Annotated in this window: 18 protein-coding genes and 5 riboswitches; all 18 genes read left to right on the top strand. The window is 32.5% G+C overall.

Annotation, left to right across the window (positions count from 1 at the left end; genetic code table 11):
• Nucleotides 1-284: 284 nt before the first annotated feature.
• The 18 genes from CLRAG_RS15965 (at nt 285) to CLRAG_RS15880 (ending at nt 21,237) form a co-directional block, all read left to right on the top strand.
• Nucleotides 285-1,022, top strand: coding sequence for a class I SAM-dependent methyltransferase (locus CLRAG_RS15965; RefSeq protein WP_065079304.1), 738 nt, complete (start codon nt 285-287; stop codon nt 1,020-1,022).
• A gap of 33 nt (nt 1,023-1,055) precedes the next feature.
• Nucleotides 1,056-1,379, top strand: a complete 324-nt coding sequence (locus tag CLRAG_RS15960) for a DUF8180 domain-containing protein (protein WP_065079303.1) — start codon at nt 1,056-1,058, stop codon at nt 1,377-1,379.
• A 107-nt stretch (nt 1,380-1,486) separates the two neighbouring features.
• On the top strand, nt 1,487-2,425 hold the full coding sequence (nikB, locus tag CLRAG_RS15955; RefSeq protein WP_065079302.1) for a nickel ABC transporter permease: 939 nt from the start codon (nt 1,487-1,489) through the stop codon (nt 2,423-2,425).
• 1 nt (nt 2,426) lies between these two features.
• On the top strand, nt 2,427-3,251 hold the full coding sequence (gene nikC, locus CLRAG_RS15950) for a nickel transporter permease (protein WP_065079301.1): 825 nt from the start codon (nt 2,427-2,429) through the stop codon (nt 3,249-3,251).
• A 22-nt stretch (nt 3,252-3,273) separates the two neighbouring features.
• Nucleotides 3,274-4,830 carry an ABC transporter substrate-binding protein gene (locus tag CLRAG_RS15945; RefSeq protein WP_065079300.1) on the top strand — a complete coding sequence of 519 codons (1,557 nt, stop codon included), beginning with the start codon at nt 3,274-3,276 and terminating at the stop codon, nt 4,828-4,830.
• Nucleotides 4,827-5,675, top strand: a complete 849-nt coding sequence (locus tag CLRAG_RS15940; RefSeq protein WP_065079299.1) for an ABC transporter ATP-binding protein — start codon at nt 4,827-4,829, stop codon at nt 5,673-5,675. Before CLRAG_RS15945 ends, CLRAG_RS15940 begins: the two co-directional genes overlap by 4 nt.
• Complete coding sequence (locus tag CLRAG_RS15935; RefSeq protein ID WP_065079298.1) at nt 5,620-6,582, top strand: ABC transporter ATP-binding protein; 963 nt, start codon at nt 5,620-5,622, stop codon at nt 6,580-6,582. The genes CLRAG_RS15940 and CLRAG_RS15935 overlap by 56 nt, the downstream gene beginning before the upstream one ends.
• Nucleotides 6,583-6,605: 23 nt before the next feature.
• Nucleotides 6,606-7,595 carry a M14 family metallopeptidase gene (locus CLRAG_RS15930; RefSeq protein ID WP_065079297.1) on the top strand — a complete coding sequence of 330 codons (990 nt, stop codon included), beginning with the start codon at nt 6,606-6,608 and terminating at the stop codon, nt 7,593-7,595.
• 29 nt (nt 7,596-7,624) lie between these two features.
• A complete protein-coding gene (locus CLRAG_RS15925; RefSeq protein ID WP_242872160.1) occupies nt 7,625-9,037 on the top strand; it encodes an MATE family efflux transporter in 1,413 nt (470 codons plus the stop codon).
• A gap of 721 nt (nt 9,038-9,758) precedes the next feature.
• A complete protein-coding gene (locus CLRAG_RS15920; RefSeq protein ID WP_065079296.1) occupies nt 9,759-10,142 on the top strand; it encodes a 4Fe-4S binding protein in 384 nt (127 codons plus the stop codon).
• An 83-nt stretch (nt 10,143-10,225) separates the two neighbouring features.
• Nucleotides 10,226-10,410: riboswitch (cobalamin riboswitch) on the top strand.
• Between the two features lie 355 nt (nt 10,411-10,765).
• Nucleotides 10,766-11,026 carry a DUF3467 domain-containing protein gene (locus CLRAG_RS15915; protein ID WP_065079295.1) on the top strand — a complete coding sequence of 87 codons (261 nt, stop codon included), beginning with the start codon at nt 10,766-10,768 and terminating at the stop codon, nt 11,024-11,026.
• Nucleotides 11,027-11,203: 177 nt separating this feature from the next.
• A riboswitch (cobalamin riboswitch) is annotated at nt 11,204-11,389 on the top strand.
• Between the two features lie 327 nt (nt 11,390-11,716).
• Nucleotides 11,717-12,541: a hypothetical protein gene (locus tag CLRAG_RS15910; protein WP_065079294.1), complete on the top strand. Its 825-nt coding sequence runs from the start codon at nt 11,717-11,719 to the stop codon at nt 12,539-12,541.
• Nucleotides 12,542-12,657: 116 nt separating this feature from the next.
• Nucleotides 12,658-15,813: an Ig-like domain-containing protein gene (locus tag CLRAG_RS15905; protein WP_065079293.1), complete on the top strand. Its 3,156-nt coding sequence runs from the start codon at nt 12,658-12,660 to the stop codon at nt 15,811-15,813.
• Between the two features lie 113 nt (nt 15,814-15,926).
• Nucleotides 15,927-16,232, top strand: a complete 306-nt coding sequence (locus CLRAG_RS15900; protein ID WP_065079292.1) for a hypothetical protein — start codon at nt 15,927-15,929, stop codon at nt 16,230-16,232.
• 64 nt (nt 16,233-16,296) lie between these two features.
• The gene (locus CLRAG_RS15895; protein WP_065079291.1) at nt 16,297-16,623 is read left to right on the top strand and encodes a hypothetical protein; all 327 of its coding nucleotides are present in this window, start codon (nt 16,297-16,299) and stop codon (nt 16,621-16,623) included.
• Nucleotides 16,624-16,816: 193 nt separating this feature from the next.
• Nucleotides 16,817-17,001, top strand: a riboswitch (cobalamin riboswitch).
• Between the two features lie 852 nt (nt 17,002-17,853).
• Nucleotides 17,854-19,122, top strand: a complete 1,269-nt coding sequence (locus CLRAG_RS15890; protein ID WP_167351582.1) for an Ig-like domain-containing protein — start codon at nt 17,854-17,856, stop codon at nt 19,120-19,122.
• A gap of 185 nt (nt 19,123-19,307) precedes the next feature.
• A riboswitch (cobalamin riboswitch) is annotated at nt 19,308-19,490 on the top strand.
• 131 nt (nt 19,491-19,621) lie between these two features.
• A complete protein-coding gene (locus CLRAG_RS15885; RefSeq protein ID WP_065079289.1) occupies nt 19,622-20,101 on the top strand; it encodes a hypothetical protein in 480 nt (159 codons plus the stop codon).
• Between the two features lie 148 nt (nt 20,102-20,249).
• Nucleotides 20,250-20,435: riboswitch (cobalamin riboswitch) on the top strand.
• A 307-nt stretch (nt 20,436-20,742) separates the two neighbouring features.
• On the top strand, nt 20,743-21,237 hold the full coding sequence (locus CLRAG_RS15880; RefSeq protein WP_065079288.1) for a hypothetical protein: 495 nt from the start codon (nt 20,743-20,745) through the stop codon (nt 21,235-21,237).
• Nucleotides 21,238-21,296: the final 59 nt, after the last annotated feature.

Raw genomic sequence — 21,296 nt, 5'->3', positions numbered from 1 at the left:
ATGGGAATTAGTATCAGATATTAAAATTCTTTTTGACGAACTTAATTCTAATTTTGCTAAGATTCATTCATTAGCTTATGCTAGAAGTTTCCTAGTATAAGTTAAATTATCACTTAGAAACCCTATAATGATAAAAAATCTCAAAGTGATACAAAAAGGGTATCGCTTTGAGATTTTTTTAGCTTAAATCACGAAAAATAGGGCTAATATGTTTGGTATAAAATTTGCTATATAACTAAATATATACATAAAAATGAAAATTTTCTACACAAGGAGGGAACTTAATGGGAGAAATTGAAAGCTATTGGAACAATCGGGCAAATACATATAGTGAAATGATAAGTGAGGATATAAACAGTTTTAAAAGAGAAGCCTGGAGTAAAATAATTAAAAATAAGGCGGGAGATAATGTAAAAGCATTAGACATAGGTACAGGACCGGGTTTTTTTGCAATAATCATGTCACAAATGGGATATGATGTAACTGCTGTGGATTGTTCTGAAAGTATGCTTGAGGAAGCTAAATCCAATGCACAGTTGGCCGGAGTAAAGGTTAAATTTATGAAAGGCGATGTGGAAAATTTAGACTTACCTATAGAAAGTTTTGATTTAATAGTGAATAGAAATGTTACATGGACTTTAAAGGAACCTGTAAAGGCTTACAAAAATTGGTTTAGCCTTTTAAAAAAAAGCGGGAAATTACTTATATTTGATGCAAATTGGTATTTAAGGCTGGCAAAACCTGAACTTGAAGAAGAATATACAAAGGATATAAAATTGGCTGTTGATATGGGTTATGATTGTAAAACCAATGAGAAACAGAGATCAAAGTGTAAGGACATTGCAAGGAATCTTCCACTGACGTATGAACTGCGTCCTGAATGGGATAAAAGGGCATTGACTCAATGTGGATTTGAAAAAATAATTATTGAAGAAGATATTTCAAACAAAATATATACAGAAGAAGAAAAAGTAGCTTATAGAACAGCACCCATGTTTAGTATATGTGCTTGTAAGTATTAATCAACAAAAGACTGAAAGGAGGTGAATACGTTTATGATTTTTAATGGAGAACATGAATATAAATACCATCATATTGAGAATCACAGTGGTGATAAATGTGAACACAGCCATGATCATGCTGCTGTAGGTGAAGAATTAAAAGATTGCAGTTCAGATTTAGATAAGGAAGAAAAAACTTTAAAGATATTGTTGGATCATTGGGTTGAACACAATAGATCCCATGAAGAGGAATTTAAAAATTGGGCTGAAAAATCAAAAGCAATGGACAAAGTAAAAACAGCTGAGTTAATACAAAAAGCTGTGGAATTTATGGAAAAGTCTAATGAAATGCTCATAGAGGCTAAGAAAAGTATGTAATATTACAATGACCTGCAAATAATTATTTTGTAGGTCATTGCTGTGAAGCATTTTAAATTACTCTATAAGTACTTTTACAATTTTCAGGAAAGGGTGAAAAAAATAATTTGCGAAAATACATAATGAAAAGGTTATTACATTTAGTACCTGTTTTATTTGGAATTACTTTTTTAACATTTGCACTTACATATTTTTCTCCAGGCGATCCAGCACTCTTGATGCTTAGTGCAACAGGTGTAACCCCTTCTCCAGAACTTGTACAAAAAGTTAGAGAAGAATTAGGACTAAATAATCCTTTTTTATTTCAATACTTACATTGGCTAGGTGGTGTATTTACAGGAAACTTTGGTACCTCCTATAAATACAGCAGACCCGTGTTAGATTTAATATTAGTAGCTCTGCCAGCTACTTTTAAGCTTGCAGGTGCATCACTTGTTATGATGATGCTTATAGCACTGCCTTTGGGTATTACGTCAGCATTACATAAAAACAAGGTATTAGATTATATAATTAGAATTATATCTTTTTTTGGAATATCTATGCCAGGATTTTGGGTTGGATTATTACTTATGTATATATTTTCAATTAAATTTAAACTTTTACCGGTTGTGGGTGACACAGGATGGAAAAGTATTATACTACCAGCGGTTACTTTGACAATTGCAATGGCATCAAAATATACAAGGCAGCTTAGGGCGGCTATACTAGAAGAAATATCCCAGGATTATGTAATTGGAGCTAAAGCTAGAGGGATTAAAGATAGAGCAATACTGTTTGGGCACGTTTTAAAGAGTTCATTATTATCAATTGTAACTTTACTAGGGTTATCTCTAGGATCTTTACTTGGAGGAACAGCTATAGTTGAGACTATTTTTTCCTGGCCTGGAGTTGGAAAGTTAGCTGTAGAAGCTATATTTAGCAGAGATTATCCAGTAATACAAGGATATGTTGTATGGATGACAGTTATATATGTACTAATTAATATGGTTGTAGACATTTCATATTATTTTCTAGATCCAAGGATCCGTTTGGAAAAGAGGGCTTAACATGGAAAACTTTACAGTGTTTATAAAAAGAAATAAGTTGTTTATATTTCTATGTATGTTAGCGATAGTTCTAATTTTAATAAGTTTATCTGCGAACTACATAGCTCCTCATGATCCGTTTAAAACAAATATGACCAATGCACTTCAAGGTAGAAGCAGTAAGTTTCCATTAGGTACAGACAACCTTGGAAGATGTCTGCTTTCAAGATTGTTATATGGAGCATCCACTTCTCTAAAAATGACTTTTTGTCTAGTTATAATAATATTTATAGTTGGAACAGCATTGGGAACAATAGCCGCATATTTTGGGGGTATAGTTGACACAATTATAATGAGATTTTCTGATATTTTTCTTGCTTTTCCAGGTATTATTTTTGCTATAGCTATTGCAGGAGTGCTTGGACCTAGTTCGATGAATGTTGTTATAGCTTTAGTTGTAGTGAATTGGGTTAAATATGCAAGAGTAAGTCGAAGCTTAGTAATGTCTGTAAGAAAAAAGGAGTACATTAAAGGAGCTAAAATGGGAGGTGCTAAAGAATATCAAATAATTTTAAAATATATATTACCTAATATAATACCATCGCTTATTGTAATAGCTGCTATGGACATAGGAACTATGATGCTTGAAATATCATCTCTTTCATTTTTAGGTCTTGGGGCCCAACCGCCAACTCCTGAATGGGGATACATGCTTAATGAAGGCAGAAATTACATGCAGACTTCACCGGGACTTATGATATATCCAGGTGCTGCAATATTTATAACTGTAATGATATTTAATCTACTGGGAGACAGTATAAGGGATATATTAGATCCTAATCAATGAATATTAAAAGGAGAGAACACAAATGAAATTTAAATTAAAAAGAAAATTAGCATTAATATTTACATCAGTGTTATTATGTACAAGCTTTTCAGCCTGTACAGGTGGAAACTCTGCTGATAAAGGCAGTAGTGATAACAACAAAAGCATTACATTTGGGACAAATCAGTTTCCAAGTAATTTGGATCCAGCTTCTGAATGGAACGGTTGGTTTGTTTCTATGTTTGGTGCAGGAGAAACCTTAGTAAAGCTTAATAAGAATATGCAAATAGAGCCCTTACTTTCTGATTCCTGGAAAAGAGTAGATGACTTAACCTGGAAATTTCACATTAGAAAAGGAGTTAAATTTGATAATGGCAAACCAGTTACTGCTCAGGCTGTAAAAGCATCCCTTGAAAGAACATTGAAAATGAATCCAAGAACAAGAGAAATATTACTTATTGATTCTATGACTGCAGATGGACAAGATATAACTATAAAAACTAAAAGTTCAAGTGAAGCATTCTTATCGAATATGGCAGATTCTTCAGCAATAATAGTAGATTCCAGTGCTCCAGCAGATACTTTTGCTAAAGCTCCAGTGTGCACAGGACCTTTTAAGGTTAAATCCTATACTCCAAATTCAAATGTAGTAGTAGAAAAAAATAAAGATTATTGGGGAGATAAAGCTAAGGTAGATAAAGCAACTTTTAAGTATATTAAAGATGATAATACTCGTGCAATGGCGCTTCAATCAGGAGAAATCGATGTAGCACAAAACATTCCAAGTAATAATATGTCATTATTCAAAGATAAATCTAAGTACAATATAGATAAAATAACTAGTTTAAGAATAATAATGTCTTATGAAAATTTAAATAATGAGTTCTTAAAAGATCCAGCAGTACGTAAAGCTATTTCCTTAGCAGTTGATAAAGATACTTATGCTAAAACACTTCTTAAAAATAGTGCTGTGCCTGCAATTGGACCTTTTCCAGAATCCTTGCCTTATGGGAATAAGAACCTTACAGGATATAAGCATGATAAAGCAGCAGCAGCTAAGCTTTTAAGCGATGCAGGATATAAAGATACAGATGGTGATGGCATACTGGAGAAAGATGGTAAGAAAGTGGAACTGAATTTAGCCTTTTATACAACTCGTTCAGAGCTTCCTATAATTGCACAAGCAATGCAGGCGAATCTTAAAGAAATTGGCATAGGAACTAAGTTACAATCCTATGAGGTTATTGATCCAGCATTAAAAAGCGGAAATTTTGATTTGGGTTTGTACAGTGTAAATACTGCAACTTCAGGAGATCCACAGTCCTTCTTGGAACTATATTTTAAAACCAATGGAAATGCAAACTATGGGAAATATAGTAATGCAGAGGTAGACTCTCTTATTGATAAGCTTAAAACTGAAAAAGATACTAAAGAAAGAGGCAATATTGCTACAAAAGTACAGCAGAAATTGTTGGAAGATAACTCTAATTTATTTCTTGTTACGCCAATGCTTAATGTAGTTAGTAAAAATACTGTTAGTGGAGTAACAATGTATCCTGTTGATTATTATTTATTAGATAATAAGGTGAGCATAAAATGACGAGCAAAGAGATTTTAAGGATAAATAATTTATCAATAAAATACGGTATGCAAGAACCTGTTGTAAAAAATATAAGCATGTCAATTGCAAGTAAGGAGATAGTAGGAATAGTTGGTGAAAGCGGCAGTGGAAAATCAACACTTATACGTGCCGTACTAGGTATCTTGCCTAAAGGAGCTGCTATTTCTTCAGGAAATATAATTTATAAGGATAAAGATATTCTTAAGTATTCTAAGAAAGAATGGCAAGAAATACGTGGTAATAGAATGGCTATTGTTTTTCAGGATGCAGGAGGATCATTAACTCCTATTAAAAAAGTTGGTAATCAATTCATTGAAAGCATAAGAAGTCATTTTAATATTTCAAAAGCTGATGCATATGACAAAGCAGTTGATATGCTTGGAAAAATGAGACTTCCTGATACAAAGCGTATAATGAATTCTTATCCTTTTGAACTTAGTGGAGGTATGAAGCAAAGAGTAGGTATAGCCATAGCCATGACTATGGAACCAGAAATATTATTGGCAGATGAGCCAACCAGTGCACTTGATGTAACGGTACAAGCACAGGTGGTCAGGCAAATGATGGAACTTAGAGACAATTTCAATACAAGCATAATAATAGTTACACATAATATGGGAGTAGCATCTTATATGTGCGATAAAATAGGAGTAATGCAAAGTGGTGAATTGGTTGAGTGGGGAAATAAGGATGAGGTGATAAACAATCCAAAGTGCCAATATACTGTAAAACTTTTATCAGCAATACCTGAATTGGAGGAATGTAATCTTGCTTCAAGAGAAAGAACCAATATTGACAATAAAGAATGTTGTAAAGCAATTTGATTTGCAGGATGGAAAAAAGTTAACTGCAGTTGATAATGTAAGTTTAAAACTATATTCAGGAGAATGTTTGGGGATAGTTGGAGAAAGCGGCTGTGGTAAAAGTACTTTAGCAAATGTAATTACCAATTTGGAAACTTTGACTTCAGGAGAGATTATTTATAATAAGAGAGATATTTCAAAGTTGAAGGGGGAAGAGCTTAGACAAAATCGAAGAAAACTCCAGATGATATTTCAAGATCCTTCTGAATCCTTCAATCCCCGTATGAGGATTGGACAAATTATAAGTGAGCCACTTTTAAATTTTAAACTTATGAATAAAGTTGATGCTGAATTGAAGACAAAGAAACTCCTTCAAATGGTGGGGATCAGTGATAAATTTATGAACAGATATCCCCATCAGCTAAGTGGAGGACAAAAGCAAAGAGTTGCAATAGCAAGAGCTCTATCTTTGGAACCCGAAATTATAATATGTGATGAAGCTACTTCTGCGTTAGATGTTTCCGTGCAGGAACAGGTGCTTAAGCTTCTTATAAATTTGAAAAAAGAAAAGGGACTATCATATATTTTTATATGTCATGACTTAGCAGTGGTTAGCAATATCAGTGATAGAATTATCGTGATGTATCTTGGACGTATTGTTGAAACAATTGACAGTGATAGACTTACTACTGCTGCAGTCCATCCATATACAAAGGCACTTTTAGCATCAGTGTTTTCTGTTAAAGAAAGAGAAAATACTGAAGTAGAAATAATAAAAGGTGAGCCGCCAAGTGCTTCTGATATACAGCCAGGCTGCAGTTTTAATTCCAGATGTACAAAATGCAAAGATATATGCTTTAAGGAAAAACCTGAATTAAAAGAAATAGAAAAAGGTCATTTAGTGACCTGTCATTTATTCGATGACTAACTATGACAGGGGGACATTGATTAATGCAAATATTAAAAGTAGGAAATATGTGTGCCAAAACTGGAGAAAAAGTATCAGGTTATGTACAAGTAAAGGGAACGGATATAGAACTTGCAGTTACCATTATTTGTGGAGAAAAGGAAGGAAAAACAGTATTCATTTCTGGAGGAGTGCATAATGCAGAATATGTGGGAATTGAGACAGCCATTGAAATAGCTAATGAGATTTTACCATCACAATTAACAGGAAATCTTATTATATTACATTTGATGAATAGGACGGGATTCGAACATCGGACTATGAGTATGGTATATGAGGATGGTAAAAATTTAAATAGAGAGTTTCCTGGAAATGCACAGGGAACAACTGCAGATAGAATCTGTCATACGGTTGTAACAGAATTTCAAAAAAATGCAGATTATTATATTGATCTTCACTGTGGAGATGGGTATGAAGAGCTAACACCCTATGTATATTGTGTAGGAGTGGCTGTTCCAGAAGTCGTTAAAGCAGCAAAAGGTATGGCTGAAGTGATAAATGTTCCTTATTTGGTGCAGTCTCCTTGTGGCAGTGGAGGTTCTTATAATTATGCTGGTTCCTGTGGAATTCCTAGTATTTTGATTGAGAGAGGTTGTATGGGACGGTGGTCGAAAGAAGAAGTGGAATTGGGAAAAAAAGATGTTAGAAATGTGCTGCGATACTTAAAAGTCTTACAGGGGGAGGTTTCTAAAAGAACTTATCATCCTGTTGATGTGGGAAATGTGATCTGCAAAAATGCTGAACACACAGGCTGCTGGTATCCAACGAAAAAAGCAGGTGCTAATTTTAGAAAAGGGGAAATATTAGGTTACATTAAAGATTATTTTGGCAATGTTTTGGAAACCTGCACTGCTGAAATGGACGGAATATTACTTTATCAGGTGGCTAGTTTATGTATCATTAAAGGGGATTCCATGGTGGCCTATGGAGAAAATCCAAATCACAAAGAAGGGGCAAAAGGAACGGATGGTTAAGAAATTAGCTAGATCATTGGTTGAATATAATGAATAATTTGAAAAAGAGTATTAATTTAACAGACGGCATTATATGGAAACAGATACTACTTTTTGCACTGCCGCTTTTGGGATCCAACTTGATTCAACAATTATATAATACAGTTGATTTGATTTTTGTTGGGAATTATCTTGGCAAAGAAGCTGCAGCAGCAGTTGGAGCTAGTTCCTTGATAGTTACCTGCCTGGTAGGATTTTTTACAGGTATGTCAGTAGGAGCAAGTGTTGTTATTGCTAATATTGTTGGATCAGGGAAAAAAGAGAAATTAAAAGATGCAATACATACGGCAATAGGATTGAGTTTTCTCGGAGGAATAGTGCTTTTCATTATTGGCTATATAGGTGCACCATATTTTTTAAGGTGGATGAATGTTCCAGAGGAAATACTGAAATCAGCTGTTTCCTATATAAGAATTTATTTTTTAAGCCTCATTTCAATTATTACCTATAACATGGGCTCTGGTATTATACGCGCCATGGGTAATTCCAAAACACCAATGTATATACAACTTTTTGGTGGGATTGTTCATGTATTAATGGATGCATTGTTTATAGCTATTTTTCAAAATGGTGTTAATGGGGTTGCATGGGCAACGCTTTTATCGCAGACTGTAACTGCTGTATTGATATTATATTATTTGACACATTTAGAGGGCGAATATAGATTACAATTTAGAAAAATACGAATACATAAAGAAATACTGTTACCTATTCTTAAAATTGGAATACCGTCAGGGTTTCAAAGTATTGTAATAACATTGTCCAATGTTTTGGCACAATATCATATTAATAGCCTTGGTGTAAATGCAATTGTTGCATTTACTGCATATTTTAAAGTGGAATTACCTGTTTATCTTCCAATTGTAGCTTTTGGACAAGCAATTACAACGTTTTCCGGGCAGAATGTGGGTGCAGGAAATATTGAAAGGGTAAAAAAGGGAGCCAAGGTATGTATACTAATGGGAATAGGGGTAACCATAGTATCAAGTACGCTTTTGTTGATATTTGGACGCCAAGCTTTTGGAATATTTAATCATGATAGTATGGTAATTGATTATGGAATTCGAATAATAAGTACGTCATTTCCATTTTATTGGATTTATGTTATTTTGGAAGTATTGGGCGATACTATAAGAGGCGCAGGAAAAGCGACTCCACCAATGGCAATTATATTATCTAATATATGCGTACTTAGAATTGTATTGCTCTTTACTATAATGCATTTCTATCATGATGTTCGGGGAGTAGCAATTACATATCCCATAACCTGGGCTACAACAGCACTTTGTATGGCTTTCTATTATCTAAAAGGTAATTGGGCGAAGAAGTTAGGCACTTCCCCCACTTTAGTAGAAGATGGGGGTGTTAGCAATGGTAACGATCGGATAAAAATATTTAAATAGATGAATCTATCAGTATCAAAATAAAACTAAATTAAAGTAATTTATCAATATGGTACGAGAAAAATATTCAAAATGATAAACAGAGTTCTTGGTTTCAGGTGGAGTTTTTTTCTCCTACTGAAACTTATTAACAGGATTCTTAGTGCTTTAGCACTTAGAAGGCGTTATCCTTTAGGGGAAATAGTTATCTAGGGGTGTAGCAGCCGTTATGCACAGCATAAGAACTCTAAATCGCTGAAGCTCAAGAGTTCTAATATCCCCCACTTTATAAGAAGATGGGGGTACTACGGTTGTAGGCATCGGATAAAATTTATAATTTTAAGTAGGAATATTGCAAGATGAAGAATTGGCATATAAATTGCTTCTTAAATTAATATAGTTTTGAAATAAATTTAATTATTTAAACCCTAAACTCTAAAATAAAAAGTATTTAACAGCAGTCCCTCCTGCACTTAAGTACTTTTTACTTTATTTTGACAATCTTATTGTACATTTATTTTATCTGATGGCTACCTACTGTAACACTCCCACGCACACAGCGAAAGCGACTATCACCAAATCAAAGATTTGGGATATCTGCTTTTCCCACTAAGTAAGATTCGTTGATATAAACCAAAATAATAGGCATAAAATTTGCGGTATTGATATATACCTTATATATTTGTATAATTAAGATATATGTACAAAGTATATATAAATAATGTTTAAAGGGGAATGTATTATGAAAAAATTAGTTGTTAAAGATAAGTCTTTATGTATGTCTTGTTTAAGTTGTGAAATGGCTTGTTCCGAGGCATTTTACAAAACCTACGGCAATTCTTGTATTAAGATTGATGAAGGAAAAGATGGATCTGTAGATTTAAAAGTATGCAATCAATGTGGAGTGTGTGCTAAAAAATGTCCTGAAGAGGCAATTAAACAAAATGCTAAGGGAATATATATGATAGATAAAAAAGCTTGTACTGGCTGTGGTACATGTGTAGAAGCCTGTCCAAAAGGTATTATTGTAAAAGTAGAAGACAAGCCTAATCCAAGTAAGTGTATGGCATGTGGTATTTGTGTTAAAGCTTGTCCTATGGGAGTACTTGAAATTCAAGAAGATTAAAATGTTTAATAATGGATTTATTGAGAAAATAATGTTGACTTTTCAAAATTTTTGCCCTAAACTTAACATAAAGGTAATAAAATTTAATATTTTTACTATTAGGTGCTGTCAAATTGATAGTTAAAAGGGAAAGTGTAAAAAACACTGCAGCCCACCGTTACTGTATGGAGGATGAAACCCTAGTTATGTCACTGGATTTTTATATCTGGGAAGACAGGGAAGTAAGATGAATCTGAGCCAGGAAACCTGCCTGATATGTCGGTGATGCTTTCGGAGGGGAAGACAATGCTATGTTTATTGAAAAAGTAAACGGTTATATTAACATGAAAGAACAGAGATGTTTTTTAGTTATTAACCATTATGGGAAATTATGTTATATAGAGACCTTCGAAGGGAGAGGGTCTCTTTTTATTTTACAGGAATTTATCTGATGACAAGAACGCTGTTTATGGACAATCAAGTAAGTCATCAGATTTGTTCTTACTTTAGAATAACCCCTCCGTCATCAATGAAAGAACTAAATGCAGTAGATTAGACAGGCGAGTACAAAAAGGAAGGTGATTAGATAGAGTGAATTGTAAAAATAAGTTGAATAAAAAATATGAAAGGTAAGGGTGAATCCTATGGATGAAAATGTAAAATTGGAAGAGGAAAAGGAACTATATTCAAATAGATTAGAGCTTTCTGGAAGTGTATATGATTTTCAGTTAGATTTTATGAAGGTGTATAAAAAAGATGTAAAAGATAGTGTGAAGATATTTATGAGTCCGCAGCAGGCAAAAAGTGTTTGTATGATGCTTACGAAATCAGTAGAAAAGTATGAGGATACTTTTGGAGAAATTAATATAAATCCTAAAACTAACGCTGAGTTAAATAAGCAATAGACATTTTAACAGTATTTAGGATAAACTTTAGCATTAAAATTTATCTGATGTCAAGAACTCTGTTTATAGAAAATTGTGTTGTATTATTGAAATTTACACTAATTTAATAAAGTTTTTATAAATTATTGACAAATAAGTGGAGTTGGTGTACTGTAAAGGTAATGACAATTGTAAAATAAATGATAATTTTGAATAGGTTTCTTTTTTAGGAATTAATAGGGAAAGTGGTGAAAAACCACTGCAGCCCCCGCTGCTGTAAGGAAGATGAAATTCACAGAATGCCACTGAAGATATAATCTTTGGGAAGGTGTGAAAAGTAAGATGATACCAAGCCAGTAGACCTGCCTGTTACAAACATATATGGTTCTTTCGGTGGGAAAGGTAAGTATTCAATGCCAGTAACATCTGTTTACATTAAATATTTATAAATTCATGTCGTATACTGGAGACCTTCGAAAGAAAGAGGGTCTCTTTTTATCTTTTATTTACACAAATATATATTTATTTACGTTAATCTAATCTCACCTGAATTACCACCTGGTTTATTTTTCACAAAGGTTAAAAATATGATTGCCATTATATTTAACTTTCTAGGAGGTGATCGATATAAAAGTGTAAAAATTTTATCATTGTCTTTTAAATTTGGACAAGCAACAATTAAAAATTTAAAAATTTGGAGGAGTGTATAAAATGATTAGAAGATTAAAAAACAAATTATTTGCGACACTATGTATAACAACATTAACTTTGGGAGTTGTAGCTGCACCGTCAGCTTTTAATAGTGTAAAAGCTGATGCTGCTCCAACAAAGACTGTCTATGTGGATGTTGAGAAAAATGTTTTAGGAGAAGCACCTATTTTACAGCCAGTAAAAGTTACACTCAGTGATACGAATACCATTGCTGATGCTACAAAGCAGGCTGTAGGTGATGGAAATGTAAATATAGTTTCAAGCAAATATGGTAGCTATGTAACAGGTTTTAAGGATACTACAGATAATCAATCGGCATTTACTAATAATTATCTGACTGATTTTAAGACAGAACTTAAAACTGTAACTAAAGGTATTGTCTTCAGGACAAATATACCAAATCAGCCTATTGTTACCGATGCAAATTATTTAAGTGAAAAAGAATGTGATGGAATTTCAGGCTGGATGTTTACAGTTAATAATGTAGATCATGCTAACTCAACTTATTATGATGGAAGTACAACATTAGCTAATGTACCGGATGGTGCTGCAATACGCTGGGAATTTTCAGCAGCAGCAGGATGCGATTTAGGATTAGCAGGATATTTACCAGATGGAACACTTAACCAACAATATGGAACTTACAATTGGAATACAACTGCAACTCCTGCATTCTTTAGTGGAAGAGCAGATAAAACAAATCTTATAGCAAAAATGGCAAATCATGTAAATAAAACAGACACAGCTTATACCAATGCATTAACTCAATTGGAGACATTACAAGCTACACAAGACGCTGTTAATGCTGCAGCTAGTGCTTTATAATAAAAGCAGATTTTCCCTAATTGATTAAGCAAATGTTTTAGATTGATACCGGGTTAAGATGTATTTTTAACCCGGTATTTATTACATAGTTTTAGAAAAATTAGAAAGGAGACAAAATGAAAAAGGTATGGAAAAAGATTAGTCTTGCTTTGATGCTTATATTTACGTTGATGACATTTGCACCATATACGGTTGCGGCAGATGCTTCACCATTGGCATCAACGCCGTCTTTAACTCAGGATGAAGATGGAAATTACACTGTAAGTTCAGTAGATGACTTGAACAAACTCAGGGGAGATATCGATAATGGCATAGACTATTCAGGTAAAAAAGTTGTTTTGACACAGGATATTGATATAAGTAAATCAAATGTTCCTTTAAAATCGCTTACCTCTCACAATAAAAATTTTGATGGTACTTTTGATGGAAAGTTTCATACTATAAGTGGTTATACAGATGCAGCTTCAGGGTTGTTTGGAATTGTATGGAAAGATGGAATTGTGGAGAATGTTAAGGTTGATGCTAATGTAGACATAAAAGATACAAGTAAAATAATTTTAGATGATAACGATGATGTATTTTATGGAGTAATTGCAAATGAATGTTGTGGAACAATTACCCACTGCTGCAGCACAGGAACTATTGAAGTTGATGCTGGTAGATTTTCAACTTTAGCAGGGATAGTTGGTAATAGTGGATGTTTTGATGATAACTGGAATCTAATAAATGGATATACAGATAACTGCTGTAGTAATGTTACTTTTGATACTAAGTCTTTATTTTCACGAAATATTGCAGGAATTTGTGTTGAGCCTGGCTCAGAAATCAAAAATTGTTATTTTTATGGTAAATTTTTAGAAAATGAAAAAAAAGTATCTCGTGAACCAATTTATGCAAGTGGCAAAATTAAAACAGCGACATGTGCATATGACAGTGATGTACTGGGATTTTCAAGTACTTCTTTTATGGGAAATCCTGTAGGATATACTACAGCACAGATGAAAGATAAAGACAGCTATACTAAGCTTGGATTTGAGTTTAACAAGACCTGGAAGATAGATCCTTATGTAAATGATGGCTACCCTTACCTAAATTCTGATAGTTCAACTAAGATAGCAACAAAGGTAGTAGTAGATGTGCAGACAACAGCCCCAAACAGAATATTTGTACCTGGAACTGAACCTTTTAAAACTACAGATGACTGCCTTAAAACGACAGCGACTTTTAAGGTGGTTCCAGAATCTGATAAAGATGCCGATTTAATAAGCAAGTATAATGTTACTGCAGCCTACAGTGGAGATGTATTTTTTAATGCACCAACTATAGGAAATGTACCACTAACAATTGATTCTAGCAAACTAAAAATAAACTATGATCAAAATGAAGATTACCAGTTTGTACTTGGTAAAGTACTTCCCTCAACTGCTAAACTCCTTGACAATGGTGCGGTAGCACCTACACAGGATGAAGAAAAGCAGCAGATTGAAGATGCAAAAGAAGTAGAAAATATAATTTACAGCAAAGTAGGTGTTGGACAGGAAAAAACTGTGCCCGTATTTCAGTGGGAGGGAGATAAAGCTGATGCTCCGGGAAAGGCAGGTACTATTGTACTAAATGATGATGATTGGAATGTATTTTCATCAGCCCGATCTGGATACACAGGTATAAGAAGTGGTTACTATGACGATTGGTTTAAGGGCATACAGGGTGAACTTCAGAGGATGAAAGATGCAAAAATTGGAGATCAAGATGTAAAGATGACAGAATGGGAAAAATTAGTTCTGGCAATTACATCTATAGGATATGACCCCAGGGATATAAAAGCTTATGATTTAATAGATATAATTTCAAATAAAAATTATTTACATTCAGCAGGCCTGATGTTTTCAGAAGCATATGCAGATTATGCATTAACTTCTTATAATTATATTGATCATGTGCTAAATGATGGAAACCATATTGACAGAAATTATATGGAAGAAAGTACACATGATGGTGCTAAGAATGTTTACAACGGAAAAGGTGCTGATGGGTCTCACATATCAGCAAATTCTTCAGCTGATATGTGGACTATGGCGTTACAACCAATTGCAGCGTATTATAATGCAAATGCAAAAGAAGGAGACAAGTATTACGATGTAAAACAGGCCATGGATTATGCACTTGATCAATTTTCAAATTCTCAGACTTATACTGGTTCTTTCTGGGGTGGTCATACAAGTGATGGCGATTTTGATTTAAATAACCCGTGGACCAATGCACAGGTGTATATGACACTTGGAATGGCACATGCTAATGTTTTTGACAAGAAATTTGTAAAAGACGGCAATACCATATTTAGTGCTATACTTGAAGGGTTTGATGCCAAAAATAAAACTACCCAATATGACAATTTAACTTATGATCCAGTGCAGATATGCAGGGGTATAGATTCACTTGTAAGGGATTATGAAGGTAGAAACTCAATATTTGACTGTACAGATGTAAAGAATTCTACAGTGCCGGTAAATAACGAAATAGCAGCACTGGATGTAGACAAGCTTACTTCAGCTGATAAAGACAAGGTTGATGCAGTAGAGAAATTGTATGATGCCTTAAGTGATGCACAAAAATTATCCATGAAACAGGAAACAGTGGACAAGTTAACTGCCGCAGAGAAAAAGGTATCACCATCACAAACGGTAAATGTAACAGGGGTGAGCCTTGACAAGACAAGTGCAAGCCTGACAGAAGGAGATTCACTGCAGCTTACAGCAGCTGTAGCACCAAATAATGCAACAAATACAAAGGTAGATTGGTCAAGCAGTGACAAGACAGTAGCATCAGTAGATGAAAACGGAAAGGTAACAGCAGTAAAAGCAGGAACAGCCACAATAACAGCAGTATCTGAAGATAATAAAGATGCAAAGGCACAGTGTACAGTTACTGTTACGGGAAATAACACACCCAAGCCAATACAGATAACTAACCTTACAAAGGATAGTTCATTTAAATTAGGTGATGATGCAAAGGTATCTGTAAAGGCAGAAAATAATTCCGGTAAAGATCAGGATGAATCGCTTATAGTAGCACTATATGATGAGGGCGGTAAATTCATCAATTATGTATGCGGAAAGCAGACAATAAAAAATGGAGATTCATCTATTTTGACGGGTATTATGAAGCTTCCAGAAGAGGGAATATATAAATTGAAGGCATTTGTATGGGACAGCCTTGAAAGTATGAATCCCCTTTCAGATATTATAGATATACCTGTTCAGTCAAATAAATAAAAGACTTTTAAGATGGGTTTTGCTAGAGATATTCGCAAAACCCATAAATTAAAGATATGAATTGTTTAATTTTATTGAATATAGAAATTTTCAATATGAAAGGAGGGATAAAATTGAAACATAGGTCCATTAAAATAATATTAATATGTATTGTTATCATGGTAGGATATATTGGAGTTGATATTTTTACTCATTCCACAATTGAAAGAGCTATAAGAACAGACTTGTTTTTTAGAGGGTATTTTATTAAAGCATTTAGAACAGAAATTTGTAAAAGACCAATTCCTGACCAACAGTATGGGACTTTATATTTTTGTAAAAATCCAGGCATTGGTTTAGATTCATATAGTGTTGCTAAGAAACATAAGTATTCAAAAAAGATTGACTATTGGTATATTTATGCTGGGGGCGGTGGATAAATGAAGAAAATAAAGTTTATATTCTGTATAAACTTTATTATAAGTTGTAATAAGGAGGAGGACAATGAAATTTTCGAGAAAAGGTATTGTAATTTTATCTTCTTTTATAATAATTATTGGGGGATTTATTATAAGTCACATAACCCCTTCTATATCTATTAGAACATATATTTTTGTGAGCGGATATCCAGTGGGAGCATTTAAAGGAACTGTACATGTCAACAAAGGACAGTACAATATGGATAAGAACATTCTTGATAAAGAAAATGCTATGATTTACACTATTGTTGGTTATAATTTGTATGATAAAGCAACAGGAAATGTAATAAGCAATTATAAAGTTAGAAAAATAGGGATTTTATATTTTACTGAAGACTATGGAGAATGCTAACTATTTTTAAAATATGTATTAAATATGAAAATTCATATTTAGTTATATATTTGGAACATAATCAACTTTGGTATACTAAGACTTATCACAAATCAATCATAGATAGAATTAGCTCAAAGAAGATAGAATTAGCTCAAAGAAAATTATGTTGACTTTGGGAAATATATGTATTTTTAACATAAAGATAATAAAAATTTAATATTTAGTATTAGGTGCTGTTTTTTAAGCAGTTAAAAGGAAAAGTGTAAAAGACGCTGCAGCCCGCCGTTACTGTATGGAGGATGAAACCCTAATTATGTCACTGGAATTTATATCTGGGAAGATAGGGGGAGTAAAATAAATCTGAGCCAGGAAGCCTGCCTGATATGATGTTAATTCTTTCGGAGGGAAAGATGTTGCTATTTTAAGCTGTTTATAATTAAAAGTAAACGGTTATATTGACATGAGAGAACCCTAGTGGTTCTTTTTTAGATTATAAAGCTTATGTTATATAAGAGACCTTCGTAAGGAGGTCTCTTTTGTTTAGATACTATAAAAAATAGACAGATATATTGTAATTTTACCCTTTTGAGGAGGTGATATTTAGAGTAAATCCTAAAGATAAACAGTATCAAATTATTAATTATGGAGGTGAAATAAGATAAAATTTTAGAAATATAAAATAAAATCTTAAGATAAAATTGTTTACAACTTTATATGTGACGCAATATTAGCATTGAGATTTGTAGATATCCCATCTTATATTAACAGTGATCTGTGGTAGAATTTTATTATATAGCCAGTACCTTTATCTGATACCTTTATTTGATCTGCCTAATGATCTATTAGTTTTCAATAGTATGTGAATGTGATTTGGGACTAGCAAGATATCTTCCAGATGGAACACTTAAATATTGATATTATAATTGGAACAGTAAACCAACATATATATCGAAAATGACAAATCATGCAAATAAAACAAATATAGCTTATAATAATTAAACTCAATTAGAAAAATTGGAAGCTATTCAAACTGATGTTAATAATGCAGCTAATGTTCTGGATATTAAGACAGTTGCTTCTATAAAATAAGAGTAAGTTTCTTTATTGATTAATTAAAAGTTTTAGATGAATGCCAGGTTAAGTAGAGTTTTTTAACCTGGTGTTTTACATTTACTGCTAATTTAATTTAAAAATAAGAGAAGAGAAAAATATATATCCATATTCATAACCTTTATGATGATAGTGAGTATGATAGGAATAAATGTAGGAAGTGTTTTTGCAGATGAAAATAGTAATGATATAAATGTTAATGCAGCAGTAGTAGGAATGTATAATGAAAATCTTTTTAGTCCACAGCAAATTAAAGTAAAAGGAAATGCCACTGCTGAAGATGTATTGAAAGCCACAGGGTTAGATGTAGAAGTTAAAGATACCGGAATGGTAGATAGCATAGCTGGACAGAAAAATGGCACTGATGATTGTAATTATGGATCTCAAAGTGGATGGATGTATAAAGTTAATTATACAACGCCTAAAAATTATCCTAAATCTCAAAGTGTAAAAGATGGAGATTATCTATTATTTTTTTATGCTAAAAATTATGATGATTTATTGTCTAGTTATGACTCAATTCAAAATGATTTTGTAAATGTAACTGTAAAAAATGTGCAAAAGGATAATAGTTTCAGTGAACAGGTTACTGTATTGAATAATAATTCTATTAATGCTGCAATCATGGAAGGTTTAAAAAAGCATGGACAAGATTTTGATAAATCTTCTCTAGCAGCAGGAGCTTTAATGTCAAAAGATGATACGCAGTTTTGGAGTTACACTTTAAATGGTGACAACAGTACTTATAATCAAAAGGATACACAACTAAAAGATGGAGATACAATAACAACATTTAAAGATGATGGTCAGGGCATAAAAGAAGTAGAATCTATAGCTTTAGATAAAATGGAAGCTAACTTGACAGAAGGAGATATACTGCAGCTTACAGCAGTTGTAACACCAGAGAATGCATCTAACACGAAGGTAGATTGGTCAAGCAGTGATTCTACGGTAGCAGCAGTAGATGAAAATGGAAAGGTAACGGCATTAAAGGCAGGGACAGTAACTATAACAGCGGTATCCGAAGACAACAAGGACGCAAAAGCACAGTGTACAATTACTGTTACGGAAAATAACACACCAAAACCAATAAAGATAACTAATCTTATAAAGGATAGTTCATTTAAATTAGGTGATGATGCAAGAGTATATATAAAGGCAGAAAATAATTCAGGTAAGGATCAGGATGAATCGCTTATAGTAGCACTATATGATGAAGGTGCTAAATTCATCAACTATGTATGTGGAAAACAGACAATAAAAAATGGAGATTCATCTATTTTGACAGGTATTATGAAGCTTCCAGAAGAGGGAATATATAAATTAAAGGCATTTGTATGGGACAGCCTTGAAAATATGAATCCCCTTTCAGATATTATAGATATACCTGTTCAGTCAAATAAATAAAAGATTTTTATAAGATGGGTTTTGTTAATATTTCTAGCAAAACTCATAAATTTTCAATAATGTATACTTGCCTTCAACTAAATTTAATCCTATTCCATCAAATAGAAGCATCTTATATTTTAAAGCTAAAAAAATGTATTTGGAGATTGACATTAAACTGTAATAGGTATAAATTATAATTAAGTTCTATAAAGATAAATATGGGTTTAATCTAATTTGATTAATTAAAAGGGAATCAGGTGAAAATCCTGAACTATCCCGTAGCTGTAATAGAGGAGTTTTAGTACATTATGCCACTTAAATATTGGGAAGGCGTACTAAAATGGTGAATCTTGAGTCAGAAGACCTACCTATATTTTACACAAATATCTCTACGAGTGATAGGGGGAGTGTTATAATGATAGTTTTGTTAGATTTTCTATGACTAATCAAACTTTTTTATACTATTTCCTTTTAACGCTTTTGTTAAAAGGAATTTTTTTTTAAGGGAGGATTTTTTATGAATCATTATTTTTATCAGACGCAGTTTTCTGAATATAAACCAGGATTGATTTCTTATTTAAATAAAAGTAATAAAATAAAAGTAAAAATTAATAATGTATATTTTTATAAGTATCTCAAAAAAGTAGTGGGATTTTATAAAGAACTTGAAAATTATTATGATGTTTATTCATTAAAAGAAAAAGAAATTGTGGAACAAGATGGAATAAATATTCAAAATATTAATGAAGTTCTAAAGCTTGATATGTATTTGTATAACATTATAAGTATGTATCAAGACGATACTATATTTGAAGAAGATTTTGAATTTAGTGATAGCTTAGAGAAATGGATTCATTGTATTGATGAAAATACTTTACTTGCATACTTTAACAGCGGTTATGACGGAGATACTTTAAATGACAAAAAGATATTCTGTGATTTTTTACCTCAAAAAATTAAATTTAACAATTTGGAAAAACAAGTTAATATAATTTAAAATAAATATACAGTTATTTTTACAGCTTAAATAGGCATATAGGTATTTTGGTTCATAAAAAATTCTATGAGCAAAATAGAATTCCTTATAGAAGATTATGTTGACTTTTGAAAAATTATGTACTAACCTTAATATAAAGATAATAAAAATTTAATATTTAGTATTAGGTGCTGTCAAATGCGATAGTTAAAAGGAAAAGTGTAAAAAGCACTGCAGCCCACCGTTACTGTATGGAGGATGAAACCCTAATTATGTCACTGGATTTTTATATCTGGGAAGACAGGGGAGTAAGATGAATCTGAGCCAGGAAGCCTGCCTGATATGTTGTTAATTCTTTCGGAGGGGAAGATGTTACTATATTTAAGCTGTTTATAATTAAAAGTAAACGGTTATATTGACATGAGAGAACCCTAGTGGTTCTTTTTTAGTTTATTAGTCATATATAATGCTTATGTAATAAAAGGGACTTTCGAAGGAAGGTCTCTTTTATTATGGTGCACCCAGCATGGACGCAATTTAAAGGGTGAAAGTCCCTAGTATGGGTTGATAGTACCAAAGTGCATAGATTAAGACAAGGGTGTCCATGGTGACGCGGAATTTGAAGGAAGTCGGCGGCAAAATACATAAATTGAGGTGAGAAAATGAACAGATTTAAAGATTTAACAGGAAAGAAATTTGGACGTTTAACAGTTATGTCTGTTGCAAATAAAAAATATAAAGATAGGGGTGTTATTTGGAACTGCTTATGTGACTGTGGAAACAAAGTAAAAGTTAGAGAAAGACATTTAATAGATGGTGGAACTAGAAGTTGTGGATGTTTGATGATAGAACATACTAAAATTATTCAGGTTAAAGCAACTAATGTAGATAGATTTAAAGGAACAAAAATTGGCCAATTAACACGCAAAATTTCTTCTAGTAATTCTAGTGGTTACAAAGGTATTAATTGGGATAAAAAAAGAAGTAAATGGAGAGTTCGCTTAACTCTTGCAGGAAAAGAAAAACATTTAGGATATTTTGATAAATTGGAAGACGCAATAGAATGCAGAAAAAAGGGTGAGAAAAAATATTTTAAGCCTATAATTGAGGAATACAAAAAGTCCTTTTCAGGAGGTGGTGTACAAGCAAGAACCTAAAAAAATAATATTAAGATTAGTTTATATTACATAATCTTATAATTTAGAAAGGAGAATGA

It is taken from the genome of Clostridium ragsdalei P11 (assembly GCF_001675165.1).
In the GTDB taxonomy this organism is placed as follows: domain Bacteria; phylum Bacillota; class Clostridia; order Clostridiales; family Clostridiaceae; genus Clostridium_B; species Clostridium_B ragsdalei.
Note: the sequence above shows the minus strand (reverse complement) of the source record. Positions and strands in the feature narration are given on the sequence as shown.

Coding starts and splice junctions, on each gene's coding strand:
- CLRAG_RS15965 (WP_065079304.1), top strand. CDS start 285: ATGGGAGAAATTGAAAGCTATTGGAACAATCGGGCAAATACATATAGT.
- CLRAG_RS15960 (WP_065079303.1), top strand. CDS start 1,056: ATGATTTTTAATGGAGAACATGAATATAAATACCATCATATTGAGAAT.
- nikC (WP_065079301.1), top strand. CDS start 2,427: ATGGAAAACTTTACAGTGTTTATAAAAAGAAATAAGTTGTTTATATTT.
- CLRAG_RS15945 (WP_065079300.1), top strand. CDS start 3,274: ATGAAATTTAAATTAAAAAGAAAATTAGCATTAATATTTACATCAGTG.
- CLRAG_RS15940 (WP_065079299.1), top strand. CDS start 4,827: ATGACGAGCAAAGAGATTTTAAGGATAAATAATTTATCAATAAAATAC.
- CLRAG_RS15930 (WP_065079297.1), top strand. CDS start 6,606: ATGCAAATATTAAAAGTAGGAAATATGTGTGCCAAAACTGGAGAAAAA.
- CLRAG_RS15925 (WP_242872160.1), top strand. CDS start 7,625: ATGAATAATTTGAAAAAGAGTATTAATTTAACAGACGGCATTATATGG.
- CLRAG_RS15920 (WP_065079296.1), top strand. CDS start 9,759: ATGAAAAAATTAGTTGTTAAAGATAAGTCTTTATGTATGTCTTGTTTA.
- CLRAG_RS15915 (WP_065079295.1), top strand. CDS start 10,766: ATGGATGAAAATGTAAAATTGGAAGAGGAAAAGGAACTATATTCAAAT.
- CLRAG_RS15910 (WP_065079294.1), top strand. CDS start 11,717: ATGATTAGAAGATTAAAAAACAAATTATTTGCGACACTATGTATAACA.
- CLRAG_RS15905 (WP_065079293.1), top strand. CDS start 12,658: ATGAAAAAGGTATGGAAAAAGATTAGTCTTGCTTTGATGCTTATATTT.
- CLRAG_RS15895 (WP_065079291.1), top strand. CDS start 16,297: ATGAAATTTTCGAGAAAAGGTATTGTAATTTTATCTTCTTTTATAATA.
- CLRAG_RS15890 (WP_167351582.1), top strand. CDS start 17,854: ATGATAGGAATAAATGTAGGAAGTGTTTTTGCAGATGAAAATAGTAAT.
- CLRAG_RS15885 (WP_065079289.1), top strand. CDS start 19,622: ATGAATCATTATTTTTATCAGACGCAGTTTTCTGAATATAAACCAGGA.
- CLRAG_RS15880 (WP_065079288.1), top strand. CDS start 20,743: ATGAACAGATTTAAAGATTTAACAGGAAAGAAATTTGGACGTTTAACA.